Source organism: Streptomyces sp. NPDC000880 (genome assembly GCF_053599675.1).
The window spans coordinates 62,210-79,025 of sequence record NZ_JBSFMS010000014.1 but is presented as its reverse complement, the minus strand read 5'-3'; the positions used below and the strand labels follow the sequence as shown (position 1 = coordinate 79,025).

The 16,816-nt window shown below is 69.0% G+C and carries 17 protein-coding genes and 2 pseudogenes; 8 read left to right on the top strand and 11 right to left on the bottom strand.

Features of this window, described 5'->3' with window-relative positions:
* Positions 1-39 precede the first annotated feature (39 nt).
* The 4 genes and pseudogenes from ACWDO5_RS07430 to ACWDO5_RS07415 all read right to left on the bottom strand — a co-directional run.
* Positions 40-318, bottom strand: a pseudogene (locus ACWDO5_RS07430) (hypothetical protein); the annotation flags it as partial.
* A gap of 40 nt (positions 319-358) precedes the next feature.
* Positions 359-670: pseudogene (locus tag ACWDO5_RS07425) on the bottom strand (ribosome small subunit-dependent GTPase A); the annotation flags it as partial.
* 33 nt (positions 671-703) lie between these two features.
* Positions 704-1,555, bottom strand: coding sequence for a sulfurtransferase (locus tag ACWDO5_RS07420; protein ID WP_450529197.1), 852 nt, complete (start codon positions 1,553-1,555; stop codon positions 704-706).
* Positions 1,556-1,569: 14 nt separating this feature from the next.
* Positions 1,570-2,349 carry a rhodanese-like domain-containing protein gene (locus tag ACWDO5_RS07415; protein ID WP_450529195.1) on the bottom strand — a complete coding sequence of 260 codons (780 nt, stop codon included), beginning with the start codon at positions 2,347-2,349 and terminating at the stop codon, positions 1,570-1,572.
* A 923-nt stretch (positions 2,350-3,272) separates the two neighbouring features.
* Here ACWDO5_RS07415 and ACWDO5_RS07410 point away from each other — a divergent pair.
* From ACWDO5_RS07410 to ACWDO5_RS07380, 7 genes are all read left to right on the top strand, one after another.
* A complete protein-coding gene (locus tag ACWDO5_RS07410; RefSeq protein ID WP_450529194.1) occupies positions 3,273-3,947 on the top strand; it encodes a hypothetical protein in 675 nt (224 codons plus the stop codon).
* A gap of 82 nt (positions 3,948-4,029) precedes the next feature.
* A complete protein-coding gene (locus ACWDO5_RS07405; RefSeq protein WP_450529192.1) occupies positions 4,030-4,266 on the top strand; it encodes a ferredoxin in 237 nt (78 codons plus the stop codon).
* Between the two features lie 16 nt (positions 4,267-4,282).
* Positions 4,283-5,650, top strand: a complete 1,368-nt coding sequence (locus ACWDO5_RS07400; protein ID WP_450529222.1) for an NAD(P)/FAD-dependent oxidoreductase — start codon at positions 4,283-4,285, stop codon at positions 5,648-5,650.
* Between the two features lie 49 nt (positions 5,651-5,699).
* Positions 5,700-6,938: a cytochrome P450 gene (locus ACWDO5_RS07395; RefSeq protein WP_450529190.1), complete on the top strand. Its 1,239-nt coding sequence runs from the start codon at positions 5,700-5,702 to the stop codon at positions 6,936-6,938.
* A gap of 213 nt (positions 6,939-7,151) precedes the next feature.
* Entirely contained in the window at positions 7,152-7,274 is a 123-nt protein-coding gene (locus tag ACWDO5_RS07390; protein WP_450529224.1) for a hypothetical protein, read from the top strand.
* A gap of 101 nt (positions 7,275-7,375) precedes the next feature.
* Positions 7,376-8,434: a right-handed parallel beta-helix repeat-containing protein gene (locus ACWDO5_RS07385; RefSeq protein WP_450529189.1), complete on the top strand. Its 1,059-nt coding sequence runs from the start codon at positions 7,376-7,378 to the stop codon at positions 8,432-8,434.
* A 34-nt stretch (positions 8,435-8,468) separates the two neighbouring features.
* The gene (locus tag ACWDO5_RS07380) at positions 8,469-9,521 is read left to right on the top strand and encodes a methyltransferase (protein WP_450529188.1); all 1,053 of its coding nucleotides are present in this window, start codon (positions 8,469-8,471) and stop codon (positions 9,519-9,521) included.
* A gap of 73 nt (positions 9,522-9,594) precedes the next feature.
* On the opposite strand, the gene ACWDO5_RS07375 is transcribed toward ACWDO5_RS07380, so the two are convergent.
* From ACWDO5_RS07375 to ACWDO5_RS07345, 7 genes are all read right to left on the bottom strand, one after another.
* On the bottom strand, positions 9,595-9,927 hold the full coding sequence (locus ACWDO5_RS07375; RefSeq protein ID WP_450529186.1) for a TcmI family type II polyketide cyclase: 333 nt from the start codon (positions 9,925-9,927) through the stop codon (positions 9,595-9,597).
* 40 nt (positions 9,928-9,967) lie between these two features.
* Positions 9,968-10,447, bottom strand: a complete 480-nt coding sequence (locus tag ACWDO5_RS07370; RefSeq protein ID WP_450529184.1) for an SRPBCC family protein — start codon at positions 10,445-10,447, stop codon at positions 9,968-9,970.
* A 1-nt stretch (position 10,448) separates the two neighbouring features.
* Complete coding sequence (locus ACWDO5_RS07365; protein ID WP_450529183.1) at positions 10,449-10,706, bottom strand: acyl carrier protein; 258 nt, start codon at positions 10,704-10,706, stop codon at positions 10,449-10,451.
* Positions 10,707-10,720: 14 nt separating this feature from the next.
* Positions 10,721-11,971, bottom strand: coding sequence for a ketosynthase chain-length factor (locus ACWDO5_RS07360; protein ID WP_450529181.1), 1,251 nt, complete (start codon positions 11,969-11,971; stop codon positions 10,721-10,723).
* The gene (locus tag ACWDO5_RS07355) at positions 11,968-13,236 is read right to left on the bottom strand and encodes a beta-ketoacyl-[acyl-carrier-protein] synthase family protein (RefSeq protein WP_450529179.1); all 1,269 of its coding nucleotides are present in this window, start codon (positions 13,234-13,236) and stop codon (positions 11,968-11,970) included. Before ACWDO5_RS07355 ends, ACWDO5_RS07360 begins: the two co-directional genes overlap by 4 nt.
* Positions 13,233-13,700: a cupin domain-containing protein gene (locus tag ACWDO5_RS07350; protein WP_450529178.1), complete on the bottom strand. Its 468-nt coding sequence runs from the start codon at positions 13,698-13,700 to the stop codon at positions 13,233-13,235. The genes ACWDO5_RS07355 and ACWDO5_RS07350 overlap by 4 nt, the downstream gene beginning before the upstream one ends.
* A 66-nt stretch (positions 13,701-13,766) precedes the next feature.
* A complete protein-coding gene (locus tag ACWDO5_RS07345; protein ID WP_450529221.1) occupies positions 13,767-14,888 on the bottom strand; it encodes a SchA/CurD-like domain-containing protein in 1,122 nt (373 codons plus the stop codon).
* A 272-nt stretch (positions 14,889-15,160) separates the two neighbouring features.
* Here ACWDO5_RS07345 and ACWDO5_RS07340 point away from each other — a divergent pair, with 272 nt between their 5' ends.
* On the top strand, positions 15,161-16,792 hold the full coding sequence (locus tag ACWDO5_RS07340) for an FAD-dependent monooxygenase (RefSeq protein WP_450529219.1): 1,632 nt from the start codon (positions 15,161-15,163) through the stop codon (positions 16,790-16,792).
* The last annotated feature ends 24 nt before the right edge of the window (positions 16,793-16,816 follow it).

Genomic DNA, 16,816 nt, shown 5'->3' with positions numbered 1-16,816 from the left:
TGAAACGCTCCGTTTTGTACAGCCCGATCGTCGACTCCATCAGTGCGTTGTCGTACGTGTCGCCGACCGAGCCGATGAAGGTGGCAATGCCGGCCGCGTCCAGATGCTCGGCGAGCTTGAACGATGTGTACTGGGCTGACTGCCTGCGTCGCTGTGGTGGACCAGCTGGCCTGGCAGGTGCGGGCGACCTTCCCGGTCGCGCTGCCACAGCGCCATCTCCACTGCGTCCAGGCCGAGTTGGGTTTCTTTCGACGTGGAGGCGGACCAGCCGACGATACGGCGGGAGTAGGTGTCCGTGACGAACGCGACGACGCCGGCGAAGGCGGCGAAGGCGGCGACGTGGGTGAAGTCCGCAACCCAGCACCGGTTCGGTGCGCTCGCACCAAGTCGCGGTCAACGAGTACCCCTCGATCCGCCCGAGGTCGAGCTCGACGGCGAGCGAGACCGCGATGATCGCGTGGTGACGTTGGCGGCGAGGATCTGCCCCTCGGAGCGGTTCGACGAGGCGGAGCGTACGGGGTCGGTGCGGCGCGGCAGATACGTCCGTACGAAACGGGGATCGCCGTCCCGGTCGACGGCGCCCCAGTCACCGGTGCACACTCCGCACCGGATCCCGCGGGGTGGCCGGCGCGGGGTCCGCACGAACGGTTCCGGACGGAGTGACGACCTCACCGTCAGGCCTTCCCGCGCTGGAGTCACGCGATCACCCCATCTCGACGGGAGCCCGTACCAGCGAGCCGTACTCGGTCCAGGAGCCGTCGTAGTTCTTGACGTCCGGGTAGCCGAGCAGTTCGTGGAGGGCGAACCAGGTATGCGACGAGCGCTCACCGATACGGCAGTAGGCGATGATCTCGCGGTCAGGCGTGATGCCCTTCCCCGCGTAGAGCGCCTTCAGCTCGTCGGCCGACTTGAACGTCCCGTCGTCGTTGGCCGCCTGCGCCCAGGGGACGTTGGCCGCGCCGGGGATGTGGCCGGGCACCTGTGCCTGCTCGTGCGGCAGGTGAGGGGGCGCCAGCTTCTCGCCTCGATACTCTTCCGGGGACCGTACGTCGACCAGGCGAGCGGCGGACCCCACCTTCTCCAGCACTTCGCCGCGCAGCGCGCGGAACTGCGGGTTCTCCTCCCCCGCCACCGTGAAGCCAGTGTGCCGGCAGTCCATGACCTCCTGGGTCACCTCCCGGCCTTCCAGCTCCCACTTCTTGCGCCCGCCGTCGAGCAGCTTCACCTTGCTGAAGCCGCGCAGCCTCAGGATCCAGTAGGCGTACGCCGCAAACCAGTTGTTGTTGCCTCCGTAGAGGATCACTGTGGTGTCGTCCTCCACGCCGGCCGCGGCCAGAAGCCGCCCGAGCGCGGCGCGGTCCAGGTAGTCCCGGCCCACGGCGGTGTGCAGGTCCTCGGTCCAATTCCAGCCGGCGGAGCCGGGGATGTGGTCCTTTTCGTATGCGGTGGTGTCCTCGTCCACGTCGATGACGCGCACCGTTCCGTCGTCGAGGTGGGCGGCCAGCCACTCGGTGTCCACCAGCGTCTCCGGATGTGCGTAGCCGGTGCTGCCCATGATTTTCTCCTCACTCATTTGTGTGCCATCAGGTCCTGCACGCCACCTCTGACCACCGCCGTCACGGGTATGCCGGCCTGGTCGAGCAGGCTCGCCGCGATGGTCGCCCGGCGACCGCTTCCGCAGACGGTCCATATCTCGCGGTCCCTGGGGATCTCGTCGAGCCGCCCGGGCGGTTCGGCGAGGGGCACGCCGAGCGTTCCCGGAATTCCGCCCTCCGGGCGCATGGGCCGGACGTCGAGCACCCGCACCTCGGCGATGTGCCCGGCCAACTCGGACCAGTCCGCACTGCCGAAGGCACGCATCGGGCGGCCGTCGGACTGCCAGGCGTGGATGCCACCCTCCAGGTAGCCCGCAACGTTCTCGTATCCGATCCGCAGCAGCTGGGTCATCGCCTCGTCGGCCGCCTCCTCGGCCGGCTCCGGCAGCACCAGCACCATGCGTGTGCCGAACGGCACAACCTCGCCGATCAGGCTCGCGAAGCGGTCGTCCAGCTCGTCGCAGAGCGACCCCGGCACATGGGCCGCAGTGAAGGTTCCGCGGTCACGCCCGTCGACGATCTGTGCCCCTCCCGCAGCCATTGCTTCCGCCATGCCCGGCGTCAGCGGCCGGAGAGCGGGCGGACCACCGAGTACACCCGGTCCGAACCGGTTGATCGGTGCCATGTACTGGTAGTAGGCGGGGTACGGCGCCAGGCCGGACAGCCGTTGGCCAAGACGGCTCTCCGCGTCAGCGAACTCCCGCGCCCACCGGGCTCGGGAGCCGCCGAGGAGCTGTCTCCGCAGTACACGCATGCGGGCCACCTCCGCGCGGGTTACTTCAAGGCTACGTCCCGAGGCGGGCCCGATGTGGCCCAGCGGGTGCTCGGTGATCACGCCCTGCCGGGGAGCCGACGCCCCCGCCGCGACGCCCGGAGCGGGGCAAGATTTCGTCCCGCGGAAAGTGAGGCAGGCCCCTTGACTAGAACAGAATAGGGAGGAAACTGGTCAATACACCGGACAACCGGAAAGAGCCGCACCACCGATGGAGACGTCCAAAGGTGGCGTGACCCTTCTCTCGGCTCTGGCCAGGCCCCCGGCGGAATCTGTCGGTATCGGAGCCAGCAGCGACGACTGTGACTGGCGGCATCGACAAGGACTTCCGGGGACTGTTATGTCCGCACCTATGCCGCGGCCGGGAACGCAGGAAGTCGCGGCCGTTTCTTGGCGAACAGAGCGTGGCGACGCGCCGGCGGACACGACCTGCCTCATCTACGTGATCGTCATTGAGCGAGCACGTTCTTAAAATACTTCAGCCCTCACTGTGCCCCCGCGCCGGCGGCAACTGTGACCCGTGCCTCGGACAGGACTCACGGAGTCATCCGCAGCCAGGCACCGTCCTATTGCAGTGGCGGGCACTGGCACCCCTGCAGCATCAGCCGCTCGCAGCGTCTTCGCAGCCGCTGCCCTCGCGCCCTTCACAAGGGTGGCCCCGGCACGCGCACTTCGGCGCGGAGATGAAGCAGAGGTCAGCCGGAGACCACGGGAGCTGCTGGTCCCCGCACGTCACCCTCACGCGTGGTCCGGGTGGCGCGGCCACGCGCGCGGGTGCTTGCTGGTCCTAGTCGTCCTCTGGAGTGCGCGTGAGGCCGCAGCGGCGCGTCCGATCTGTGACGCGCCCAACCGGCTGTCACCGGACCGGGTGACGCAGGGACAGGGAGAGGAGCGAACGACCGCCCATGGAGCCCATGGAGATGAGGAAAAGTCAGGCGCTGCGCACTCCACGAGCCGCAGGCCTGGTAGGGATCATCTTCGCCCTATTGCTGGGTGCTGCCATCATTCTGGTCCGCCTGGCAATCCCGGGCGAGCCGGGCGGCGGGGGCAGCAGCTGGTTCACCGATCCCTCGCGTCGGCGCACGGTACAGACGGCGCTCGACCTCATCCCATTCGCGGGCATCTTCTTCCTGTGGTTCATGGGCGCTGTGCGCGCACGAATCGGAGAAGCGGAGGACCAGTTCCTCGCCACTGTCTTCCTGGGCAGCGGTCTGCTGTTCGTGGCGACTCTTTTCGGGGCCGCGGCGGCAGCCGGAAGCCTACTGGCCACGGCCGATTCGTCCGGGGCCGATTCCAAACTGCAACTGTGGTCCTTCGGCGAGCACTTCACCTACAGCCTTCTGACGACCTACTCGATGCGCATGGCCGCGGTATTCACCTTCTCGACCTCCTCCATCGGGCATCGGCTCGGAGTCCTTCCGCGCTGGCTTTCCCTCCTGGGCTATCTCGTCGCCCTGACACTGCTCTTCGTGACGGACAGCATCGCCTGGTCCGAGCTGGTCTTTCCCATGTGGGCTCTGATTGTCAGCCTCTACATTCTTGTGGCGAGTTTCCGCCCACGGCGCGTTATCGACCGATAACTCCTCTGGCCCGCCTGTGCTCGCGGAAGCACAACACCGCTCGCATGCTGGGGCAGGGAACTACTGAAAGGGCGGCCCCTTGATGAGGCTTGTCGTCGATCTCAACCGGTGCCAGGGGTACGCGCAGTGCGCCTTCCTCGCACCCGATGTATTCGCCATGCACGGCGACGAGGCGCTGTTGTACAACCCGCACGCCGACGACACACAGCGGGAGCACGTGGCGCGCGCCGCCGCGGCGTGTCCGGTCCAGGCCATCTTGGTGGACGACATGGGCGATGCGCCCGCCACGGCGAGGGAGGGCCTGTCCAGTGTCCAGTGACGGGTTCTTGGAATGGATGAGGCGTGAGGGGCGGATCGTGATCGTGGGTGCCTCCCTGGCCGGCCTCCGGGCCGCGGAGACCCTTCGGGAGGAGGGCTTCACCGGTTCACTGACGCTGATCGGCGACGAGCCCCACGAACCGTACGACCGGCCGCCGCTCTCCAAGCAGGTCCTGCTGGGCAAGGCGTCCGCCGATCACACCACGCTGCCCCGGCGCATGGAGCTCGACGCAAACTGGCGGCTCGGTGTCGCCGCAACCGGGCTGGACATGGCGGCCAAACGGGTGCGCCTGGCCGACGGCGACGAGGTGGAGTACGACCGGCTGCTGATCGCGACCGGCGTTCATGCCCGGCCATGGCCGCATGAGACGGAAGCCGACCTGGACGGGGTCTTCGTACTGCGCACGCGGGACGACGCGGCCGGGCTGCACCGGCGGCTGATGGCCGCACCCCGCCGGGTGCTCGTCATCGGCGCCGGGTTCACCGGCTCGGAGATCGCCTCCGCCTGCCGCGAGCGCGGGCTGCCGGTCACCGTCGTCGAACGCGCGGCAGCGCCTCTCGTGGGCGCGCTCGGCGGCGTGGTCGGCCAGGCGGCCGCGGAGCTGCAACGCGAACACGGCGTGGACCTGCGCTGCGGCCTCATGGTCACAGGGTTGGAGGGCGACTCGGCAGGACGCCTGCGGAGCGCCCACCTGTCCGACGGCACCACCATCGACGCGGATGTCGCGTTGGTCTCGCTCGGCGCGACGCGCAACACCGCGTGGCTGACGGACTCCGGGCTCGGTGCCGGCCCGCGCGGAATCGCCTGCGACGCCGGATGCCGCGCCTTTGACGTCCGGGGCATCGTGACCGACGACATCTTCGTCGCCGGTGACGTCGCACGATCCCCGCACGCGCTTTTCGGGTACCAGTTCCTGTCCCTCGAACACTGGGGCAATGCCGTCGCACAGGCCGCGGTCGCGGCGCACAACATGATCAGCGCCAGTTCGGACCGCCGTCCGCACCTGTGGGTACCGGCCTTCTGGTCCTCCCAGTTCGGGGTCAGCATCAAGTCGGTCGGCGTCCCGTCCCTGGGCGAGGAGCTCCTCATCGCCCAAGGGTCACTCGCCGAGCGCCGCTTCACCGGCGTGTACGGATACCAGGGCCGCGTCATCGCCGCAGTCACCTTCGACCAGACGAAGTGGCTGGAGTTCTACCAGCGGCTGATCGAAGCGGCTGCGCCGTTCCCGCCGGCATTCCCCACGGTTGACCGCCGTCCCGAAGGTCTGCGGCCGGTCCCGGCCGACTTCCCCGACCCCTCACTGCCCACCCACGGGCCGTCCGTCACCCTCAGCGGCTACTCGCCTACCGACCGGCGGGTCACCTTCACCCCTGCCCGAGCCTGATCTCGGCACGGGAATAAGCCCGCTGCCCAACGCCCACAAGGACGCCACCATGACGCAAGGCACGCTCCTGCGGCAGATCACCGACCACGCCAACCGCGCCAACCCCTACCCCCTGTACGCCGAGCTCCGCAAGACGCCGGTGTCCCAACAGGGAGACAGTCTGTTCGTCGTCAGTACCTACTGGGAGATCAAGAGCCTGCTGCACGATCCGCGGATCAGCTCGGACGCCCGTAACCTCTCCCCCCAGGCCGCCGGCGCACTCCCCGATCAGGAAGAGGAGACATCGGCTCTGCCACCCGCCTTCCTGAAGCTCGACCCTCCGGAGCACGACCGGTTGCGCCGTATGACGATGCGCCCGTTCGGACCGCCGCACACACCCCGTCGCGTCTACAACATGCGCGGCGAACTCGCCCGGATCGTTTCGGACCTCATCGACGGCTTCGGAGACCGGAACCAGGTCGACCTCGTCGACAACTTCTCCTACCCCTTCCCCGTGACCGTGATCTGCCGACTGCTCGGGATTCCACGCGAGGACGAGGCGCGCTTCCACTCCTGGGCCGACACCATCGCCGGCAGCCTCGACCCGGACCCGGACCAGGACCCCGGCGAGCGGCGCCGCGTCTCCCAGGAGGCCCGCACCGAACTGGGCATGTACCTGTCCGGGCTCATCGACGAACGCCGTGGCGCCCCCGGAGACGACATGCTCTCCGCACTGGTCACCGACCACGGCCCGGACGGGCAGATGAGCCCGATGGAGGTGCTCAGCACTGCTGCCCTGCTCCTGATCGCCGGCCACGAGACCACGGTCAACCTCATCACCAACGGCATGCTCACCCTGCTGCGCAACCCGGACGTTCTCAAGCGGCTGCGGGACGAACCCAGCCTGGCCATCCCGCTCGTGGAAGAACTCCTGCGCTTCGAGCCCCCCGTGCAGCTGCTTCCACAGCGCACCACCCTTGCGGACATCGACATCGCCGGCACCACCATCCCCAAGGGCGCCTCCGTCTGGCTCGTCCTGGCCTCAGGCAACCGGGACCCGCAACGGTTTCTCGACCCCGACCGATTCGACCCCGACCGGAGGGACAACCAGCACCTCGGTCTCGGCAGCGGCATCCACAACTGCTTCGGCGCGCCCCTCGCCCGCCTGGAGGCACAGCTCGCCCTGACCGAGCTCGCCCGCAGGCTCGACAACCCCCGCCTGGTGGAGGACCCACCCCCCTACCGCCAGAACGCCGTCCTGCGCGGACCCCGCCACCTGAACATCACGTTCGACGGCTTCCGTGCCTAGCGTTGTGACCGACAGACGCCCGGACCCACCCCGTCGAACCCGCTGCCCGCGACGCGGCGATCAGCCTTCGGGGTGACGTTCTTCGCCAACCCCGCACCGCCTGCGCCAACCCCGCACCGCCTGCGCCAACATCGGCGTCCAGGACCGCGCCCGGCAGGGCACTCACGGACATAATGCGGGACCACGAGGAACACGGCGGGACTGCAGCGGATCGTGCGGCGTCACGTACGCGGTGTCGGCGCGGACCAGCCCGTCGGCGGTGACGACATCGCACTGGCCGCGGTCGACCCGTACGGCCCGGCCGGGCAGCAGTCCCGCACCGGGGCCGAGACGTAGTTGGCCCAGTCGGGGGGACGCGAGCGGCCATTCGCGCACAGTAGGTATCCATCCGCTCACTCCATGTGGCGAGGGTGGAAGATCGCCCATAGCTTCGCCTCATGACGAAACGACAGATCAGATGTCTCGCATGCATCTCGGTCATCATGGTCACGGGACTGGGCGCAGCGGCGCCGTCCACCGGACCGGCATGGCACATGGTGCATCCGGGCGAATCGATTCAGGCAGCGGTCGACGCCGCCAAGCCGGGAGACACGGTTTTCCTCTACCCCGGCACCTACCGAGAGAGCGTCCTTGTCACCAAGGCGGACCTGACCCTGCGCGGGTCCGGCAGGAGCACGGTCATCATGCCGGCTGCCACGCCGGCCGCGAACGCCTGTGCACAGAGCGGCAACGGCATCTGTGTGACGGGTACGGCGGCCAAGACCGTCGACAGGGTCACCATCCGCTCGCTCACCGTCTCGGGCTTCAAGAAGAACGCCATCTGGGCGTCCGACACCGACCGGCTGACGGTCAGGCGGGTGGTCGCCGAGAAGAACGGCACATGGGGCATCGCTCAGCAGAAGTCCACCCGGGGTGTGTTCCGTGACAACGTCGCCCGGGACAACGGCGACGCCGGCATCTTCATCGCGAACACGGTCGACGAGGAGGGCGGCGCGACCGACACCATGGGTGCGGTGGTCGCGGACAACGCGCTGACCGGGAACCGGATCGGAGTCACGGTCAGGCGGGTTCGTAACCTCACCGTCCACGGCAATGCCATGACCGAGAACTGCGCCGGCCTGTTCGTCGTTGGCGACGAGTCGAAGCCCGCGGCCGGCGCGATGACCGTACGCGGCAACTGGATCTACAAGAACAATAAATTCTGCGCCGCCACCCCTCGCCTGCCCGCCATCCAGGGCTCCGGCATCGTCCTCACCGGCTCCGAGGCGACCGTCGTCCGCTCGAACCAGATCCTGAACAACGTGGGCTCCACGCCGCTCTCCGGCGGAATCGTGCTGTTCAAGAGCTTCGTGGGCGCCCAGAACACCGCCAACGTCATCCAGTACAACCGGGTGGTGGGCAACAAGACGGCTGACCTGGTCAACCAGGGCGGAGGAACGAGCAACACGTTCCTCGGCAATGTGTGCCAGGAATCCGACCCCGCAGGGATGTGCTGACCGATGTTCCCCGACACCGGAGAATCGAGGCGGTATGACCACCGTTAGCCCCAGACCAGCGACAACCTTCGAGTCCGCCCCCCAGTCGGCCATGCGCCTGCGGGAGCTCGTCTTCGGAGCGGCGTGCGCCGCTGCCGTGCGTGCGGCGGCCCGGCTGGGTGTCGCCGACGCGCTCGGCGACACGCCGGCGACCGCGGAGGAGCTCGCGGCCGCGCTGAACACCGAACCGCAGCCGCTGCGCCGGCTCCTGCGCGCCCTGTCCTGTTACGGCGTCTTCGTCGAGACCGAGGACGGCACGTTCGCCCATACGGACATGTCCTGCATGCTGCGCGAGGACGCCCCGAACAGCCTGCGGTACATCGCCCTGTGGTGCACGGAGCCATGGACCTGGGACGCGTGGCCCCGGCTCGACGACGCGGTGCGTTCGGGCCGGAGCATCTTCCACGAGCTGTACGGCAAGGGCTTCTTCGAGTATCTGCACCAGGACGCGCACGAGTCGGCCCATGTCTTCAACCGGGCCATGACCACCTCCAGCGTGCAGTCCGCGCTGGAGGTCGCGGAGCTCCTCGACCTGACCGGGGTCCGTGTGGTCGCGGACATCGGGGGCGGTCAGGGGCATGTGCTGGCGAGTCTGCTCGAGAAGCATCCGACCGTCCGGGGCACCCTGCTCGATCTGCCCGACGTGGTGGCGAAGGCGGACACCCGGCTGCGGGCCGGCGGCTCGCTGGCGGAGCGGGTGCGCATCGTTCCCGGGGACTGCCGGGAGGACATCCCGGTCGAGGCCGATCTCTACATCGTCAAGAACATCCTGGAGTGGGACGACGAGAGCACTCTCAGGACGCTGGGGAACATCGTCACGGTGGCCCGCCCGGGCGCCAGGGTCGTCATCATCGAGAATCTCGTCGACGACACTCCCTCGATGAGGTTCACGACGGCGATGGACCTGCTTCTGCTCCTCAATGTCGGCGGTGCGAAGCACACCAAGGCAAGCCTGGTGGACAGGATGACTGAGGCGGGCCTGCTCGTCGGCGAGATCCGTCCGGTGAACGCGTATCTCCATGCGTTCGAGGGCGCCGTGCCCGAGTGACTCCCCGCCGCACACTCCTACGGCACAAAAGCCCCGGGCCCGGCACAGAGCCGGGCCCGGGGCAATCGTTGTGTCAGGCCGCTCCGTCCCGCTCCCACCGGTAGAACTGGCGGGCCATCGCGTCCTTCGGGCTGCGCCAGGTCTCCGGATCGTAGGGGCTGACGAAGGCGGTGAGCCTGTCGCTGATGTCCCGGAACGCCGGATGGTCCGTCACCTTCGCGATCTCTGGGCCGGGCGGCCGCTCGGATTCGATCAGGTGCATGTACACGTCGCCGAACTGGAACAGGCTGCGCCGGGCGACCCCGACGAGGTGAGGCAGTTCGCCGTTGTCGGAGGCCTCGAACAGCCTGGCGATGTCCGGGGCCGACTCCGGCGCCATACGGGCGACGATCAGGGCTTGGTGCATCGGGGAGCTCCCTTTCTTTCCCAGGTCCCTTGCCCGGGGCTCAGTTGGCGGTGACCGAGGCGCTGCGGCTCTCGCGGTCGCGCTGCTCGATCTTGTCCCGGATGAGTTCCATCTGGACGCGGGAGTTGCGGTTGATGTTGTCGGTCATCCAGTCGTCGTCGACCGGGGCGTCCGGCTTCATCGCGAAGTCCTGCGTCCAGTGCATGCGCGTACCGCCCGGGACCTCCGAGTACTCCCAGAGGATGTCCATGAACTCGAAGGGGCCGGTCTCGACGCGGCGGGCCCGTACCTTGCGGCCCTTGCGGTCGGTCGTACGCTCCGAGACCCAGCTCCAGACCGTGCCGTTGTCGTCGGGGTGCATGGTCAGGCGGAAGGTGGTGGTGCTGCCCTCCCGGCTGAGGATCTCGACCGACGCGTACTCGCTGAACAGCTGGGGCCAGTTCTCGATGTCGTTGGTCACCTTCCAGACGAGGTCCAGGGGGGCGGCGACGGTGATCTCGTTCTCGGTGTGTCCGGGCACTTCAGGCTCCAGTCATGAGGGTGTTGTTGACGAGGTCCACGAACTCCTGGGGGGTCTTGCAGCGGTCCGCGTCAGGAGGCAGCGGACGGCCGTGCCGGTTCTCCAGCTCGCCGACGATGCCGAGCAGGCCCAGCGAGTCGAGGCCGAACTCGTCGAAGCGGGCCTGAGGACGGCTCGCCAGGTCGACGGGGTCGACGGTGAGTCCGGCGCCCTTCTTCATCAGGGCGGCGAGTTCTTCGATGGTCAATCGTTCGGACATGGGACTTCTCCTTCTCACGAGGGGGTGTCGGTGGCGCTGCGCAGCACCAGCGCCGCGTTCGAGCCCATCAGCCCGCGGCTCAGCACCAGCGCAGTCCGCAACTGCGCGGGGCGGGCCTTGCCCGTCACGACGTCGAGGTCGTGGCACACGTCGAAGACGTTGGGCGTGGGCGGTACAAGGCCGTGCTCCATGGCCAGCACCGCGGCGGCCATGTCGAGCACGGTGCCTCCGCAGTAGGCCCGTCCGATACCGGTCTTGGGCGCCGTCACCGGTACGCGCCGGCCGTGCGCGCCCAGCGCGTCGGCGATCGCCAGCGCCTCGGCCCGGTCGGCCTCCGGCACGCCGAGCGCGTCCGCGAAGACCACGTCGACCTCCTCGGGCGCGCACTGGGCCTCCGCCAGCGCGCCGCGGATCGCGTGTGCCAGACCCTCCCGGGACCGCTCCCACTGGGAAGGCCCGGTGAAGGTGGCCGCGTGTCCTGCCACCAGGGCGCGGGGCCGGGCGCCTCGGCGGCGGGCCGCCGCCGCCTCCTCGACCACGAGCATCGCTCCGCCTTCGGCGGGGACGAAGCCACAGGCGTCGGAGGTGAAGGGCCGGTAGGCGCGCGTCGGGTCCTCGCAGGTGCTCAGGTCCTCGTACCCGAGCTGGCAGACGACCGAGTACGGCGCGAGCGGGGCTTCCGCGGCACCGACCACGACGGCGTCGGTGCCGCGTCGTACCGCTCTTGCGGCGTGCGCGAACGCGTCGAGTCCACCCGCCTCGTCACTGGCGACGACGCCGCAGGGTCCCTTGAAGCCGGCGCGGATGGATATCTGGCCGGTGCTGGCCGCGTAGAACCAGGCGATGGACTGGTACGGGCCGACGAAGCGGGAGCCCTGTCCCCACAGCCGCTGCAGTTCACGCTGTCCGAATTCGCCGCCGCCGGACCCGGCGGCGGTCACCACACCCACGGCGAAGGGCGAGCCTTCGTAGTCGGCGCGGCCGAGCCGGGCGTCTTCGAGGGCGAGATCGGCCGCGGCCATCGCAAAGTGCGTGAAGCGGTCGGTCTGGACGAGGTAGCGCTCCTCGATCTGCGTACCTGGGTCGAAGTCGCGCACCTCCCCCGCCACGCGGAGCGGCAGTTGCCGGCATCCCTCGCGGGTGACCCGGTCGAGGACGCTGATACCTGCTTGGGTCGACTTCCAGAAGACTTCGGTGCCGACCCCGTTGGGGGCGATGACGCCGATTCCTGTGATGACCGTCTGCCGGGCTTGTCCGGAGCTCATCGCGCCCTCCCATTTGGTCGGGTCAGGACTACCGCTGACTGGAATCCGCCGAACCCGCTGCCGACCGAGAGCACGCTGCGCAGCTTCCGGGGGCGGGCGGTGCGCGGCACGTAGTCCAGGTCACATTCGGGGTCGGGGGTCTCGTAGTTCGCCGTCGGCGGCACTACTTGCCGGTCCATGGCGAGGACGCAGGCTACGAGTTCGATCGCTCCGATGGCGCCCAGTGAGTGGCCCACCATGGATTTGATCGAGCTCATGGGCGTCTTGTAGGCGTGGTCGCCCAGGGATCGTTTCACCGCGGCCGTCTCGTGCCGGTCGTTCTGTTTGGTGCCCGAGCCGTGCGCGTTGACGTAGTCGATCTCGGTGCTGTTGATACGGGAGTGCTCGAGGGCGCTGTTGATCGCCTGGGCCATCTCCAGTCCCTCGGGGGTCAGTCCCGTCATGTGGTAGGCGTTGCCGAACGTGGCGTAGCCGCCTATCTCGCAGTACACCCGGGCCCCGCGGGCCCGGGCGTGCTCCAGCTCCTCCAGGACCAGTACGGCGCCGCCCTCGCCCATGACGAACCCGTCCCGGTTGGCGTCGAACGGCCGGGATGCGTGGGCCGGGTCGTCGTTGTTCGGCGAGGTCGCCTTGATCGCGTCGAAGCAGGCGACCGTGATCGGGGAGATCGGCGAGTCCGACGCACCCGCGACGCAGACGTCGAGCCGGCCGTCCTCGATGGCGTGGAAGGCATAGCCGATCGCGTCGAGCCCTGAGGTGCAGCCCGTCGAGACGGTCTGCACCGGGCCGTGGGCGCCGACCTGTTCGGCCACCGCGGAGGCGAGGGAACTCGGCGAGAACGCGCGGTGCAGATGCGGTCCGGCCGGCCGGTGGTCCACGTCCCAGCGCTCGCCCTTGCCGCTGACCGCGACATAGTCGTGCTCCAGGCGGGTGGTTCCACCCACCGCGGTGCCGAGCGAGACCCCGAAACGCCAGGGGTCCTTCTTCTCCGAATCGATGCCGGAGTCGCGTATCGCTTCCTCGGCGGCCACCAGCGCGAACTGTATGTACCGGTCCGAGCGCGCCACCTGCTCCCGGTCGAGACCGTGGGCCCCGGGGTCGAAGTCGACCTCGGCGGCGATGCGCGAGCGGAAGCCCTCCGGGTTGAAGAGCGTGATGCCGCGCGTCGCTGTACGGCCGTTCGCGAGCAGGTCCCAGAACGCCTGGGCGCCGACTCCGCCGGGGGCGACGATACCGACCCCGGTGACCGCCACCCGCCGGCTCACGAAACGACCCCAGTCCGTTCCGGCGGCCTGCCCTGCTCGGCGCTTCCGGGGTGTCCGGTGTCGGTGTGGTCGGGCCGCTCGTTCTCCTCCGTGTCGACGTGCCCGAGCTCCGGGCGCGGGGCGAGCGGGCCGAGGTGGAAGACCATGCGGGCCTCCACGGCCCCGACGTTACGGAACCGGTGGCGCACGTTCAGGGGGATCAGGAGGCCCTGATCGGGCCGCATCGGGTGCGTCTCGCCGTCCAGATCCACCTCCAGAAGCCCGTTCACCACGTACACGAACTCCTCGGAGTACGGGTGGTAGTGCTCACCGATGCGTTCGCCGGGCTGCACGATGGCAAGGCCCATGAATCCACTGGTGGCGCCCACCGCGGTCGGGGTGAGCAGGGCGCGCAGGTCGCCTCCGCGCCTGCGGTTGGGCTGGGTCTCGCTGAGGTCCACGATGCGTGGGCGGTGCGTGGTCATGACTGGTTCCTCCAGGTGCTTGCCCCCGACGGCTCGGCCGGTGGCCGTGATGGCCGGACGCGCGGTTCAAGATTCCGGCGACGCGGTCCGGTCGGTGATCAGGTGCATTTCGGAGTCCGCGAGGAATCGCGACATCTCCTTCTGCGTGGTCGGCATGCTGTCCTCGCCGCCGGAGAGCAGCCGGGCGAGGGTGGCTGCCTTGCGGGGTCCGCTGACGCCGAGCGCCAGGGCGGGCTTCGCGTCGAGCTTGCCGCTCACATCGATGAGGCGGACGACGATGTCGTCGCGCTGGAAGATGGTGCTGCTCGCGACGGGGCTGTCGGAGCTCTCGGCCGCCGCCTCGTCCTGCTTGGCGAGCAGCCGGGCCAGCGCCATTCCGCAGCCCTCCTTGGCCGGGTAGTAGAGCGCGTGCCGGGTCAGCTCGGCGGGGTCCTGCCCGTCGCCCGCCACATGGTGGACCGCGGGGAGGGCCGCCCGGGTGAAGAACATCCGGGCGGAGTCGGGGTCCTCGAGGTCCCGGTCCTGTTCCAGATACGGGTTGATGGCTTCCTCCACAGCCCTGACCTCGGGCTGCCTGGCCACATGGCGCAGTCCGGCGAGGAGGTCGCCCTGTACCTCGACCGCCCGCACGACGCGGTTGCCGTGCATGAAGAGCGAGGTGCGGCGCAGCCGGGTGGTCTCGTCGACGCGGGACGCCGGGGAGACGTACCCGGAAAGGATCTTCGCGACTTCCTTCTCGCTGCCCGGCTTGACCGTGAAGGTGAGGGCGTGCCGTACGACTCCGTCGCCGACCCGGGGTGCGGCCTGGAGCCTGCTCTTGAGCTGTTCGGGTGTCTCGGTGAAGGCCTGTCCGGTCTCCCGCAGGACGCTGAAGCGCAGCGAGCGGGTGTCCCGTACGCAGTTGTGCAGCGGTTGGACCGTCTTCACGTGCTCCTCGCTGTTCACCCATGCGAGGAAGGGCGGGGCGCTGTCCCATTCGCTGGTGATGAGCCACTGCGAGGGGTTCTCGATCGACTGGCACAGCTGGTCGCTGATGTGGCCCGGGATCGATGCGACCTGATTGCGCAGACGCTCGTACGCCTCGAGGAACTGGTTCTGCGCGCCGTCTTGGAGGTCCAGCAGCAGCACGACTCGAAGCCTTGAGCCATCGAAGGCGGACTGCGATATCCGTTCCGAGAGGGTTGTCATCATTCACACTCCTTATCGACAGCTCGGCCGCCACGTCCTGTGGCCCCTCATCCGTCGTCGGTGGAATCCGCTCGGGTTTCAACCACCCTGCGGATACGGATGGTCCGCCTCCCTGGCTCGGGTGGCGCTCCCGCAATTGATCGTGGTCCGGTACTTCGACTGGCGCGAGAGCTGAGAACCAAGCGGGTGAATGCGCGAGGGAACCGTTCCCCCAGGGGGCATGAAAGTTCCATCCCCCCGGGCGGCAGGAGCTGGAGCGACTCATGGCAGATATGGAAGAGAACGTCGACCACCGCGTACCGGTCCTCATCGTGGGCGGCTCGTTGGTGGGCCTGTCCACGTCGCTGTTTCTGGGCCGCCACGGCGTCAGACATCTGCTGGTCGAGAAACACTCGGGCACCTCGATGCACCCACGCGGGCGCGGAAACAACGTGCGGACGATGGAGCTGTTCAGGGGCGCCGAGGTGGAGGCGGACATCCGGCAGGCCGCGTCGGTCCTCGCGGAGAACCACGGCATCCTGCAGGCGGGCTCGCTGACCGGCAACGACCAGGAGTGGCTGTTCAAGGAGATCGACCCCGGCGGCGGGCTGGCCCGCTTCAGTCCGACGACATGGTGCCTGTGCAGCCAGAACGACCTCGAACCCGTGCTGCTGTCCCGTGCCCTCGCGCAAGGCGGCGACGTGCGGTTCTCCACCGAACTGCTCAGCTTCGAGCAGGACTCGACGGGCGTGATGGCGGTCCTGAAGAACCGGGACACCGGTGAGCACAGCACCGTGCACGCCGATTATCTCGTCGCGGCCGACGGGCCTCGCAGCCCCGTCAGGGAACAGCTGCGCATCGGCCAGACCGGCAACGGCGATCTGTTCCACAACGTGAGCATCGCCTTCCGCTCCCGGCAGCTCATGGACGCGGTGGGAGACCGGCGCTTCATCGTCTGCTATCTGACCAACCCCGAAGCGGACGGGGCGCTGCTGCCGGTGGACAACCGGGAGCTGTGGGTGTTCCACGCGCCCTGGCACCCCGAGCGGGGCGAGGCGCTCGAGGACTTCACCGACGAGCGCTGCGCCGAGCACATCCGCAAGGCCACCGGCGCGCCGGGTCTCGACGTCGAGATCACCGGCAAGGCGCCGTGGCACGCCGCGGAACGGGTCGCCGGGAGCTACTCGTCAGGCCGGGTCTTCCTGGCCGGCGACTCGGCCCACGAGATGTCCCCGACCGGGGCGTTCGGCTCCAACACCGGCATCCAGGACGCCCACAACCTGGCCTGGAAGCTCGCGCTGGTGCTGGACGGCTCGGCGGGTCCCGGGCTGCTCGAGACGTACGACGCGGAGCGGCGCCCGGTGGCGCGCGCGACGAGCGAACGCGCCTCGTCCCGCTCGGCGGAGCACAGCCACCCCGGCTACGCACCCGCGATCACCCCGGGCGGCGGGCGGAAGGGCGGAATCCTCTCGGTGGCGATGGGTTACAGCTATCTGCACGGCGCGGTCCTGGGCGTCGCCCCGGACCGCCCCATCGTGCCGGAGCGGATGGAGCTGACGGGCGCTCCCGGCACCCGGGCCCCGCACATGTGGGTCGGCGGGCCGACCGGGCGGGTGTCCACCCTGGACCTCTACGAGCGGTCGTTCGTGCTGCTCAGCGCGGTTGGCACGGCGTGGCAGGCAGCGGCGCGGAGGGTCGCCGAGCGGCTTTCCGTGCGACTGGACGCGTACGCGATCGGTGCCCGTGCGGACGCCGACCTGGTCCCCGAGGGCGATGCCGACTGGGCCGCGATGCACGGTACGACGCCCGAGGGCGCTCTGCTGGTACGCCCGGACGGCTTCGTGGCCTGGCGTTCGCCGGGCGCGGTCCAGGATCCGGAGGCGACGCTCCACGCGGCGATGAGCACGCTGCTGAGCCGAGCCTGACCGACGTACCGCCACCCCCCTCCA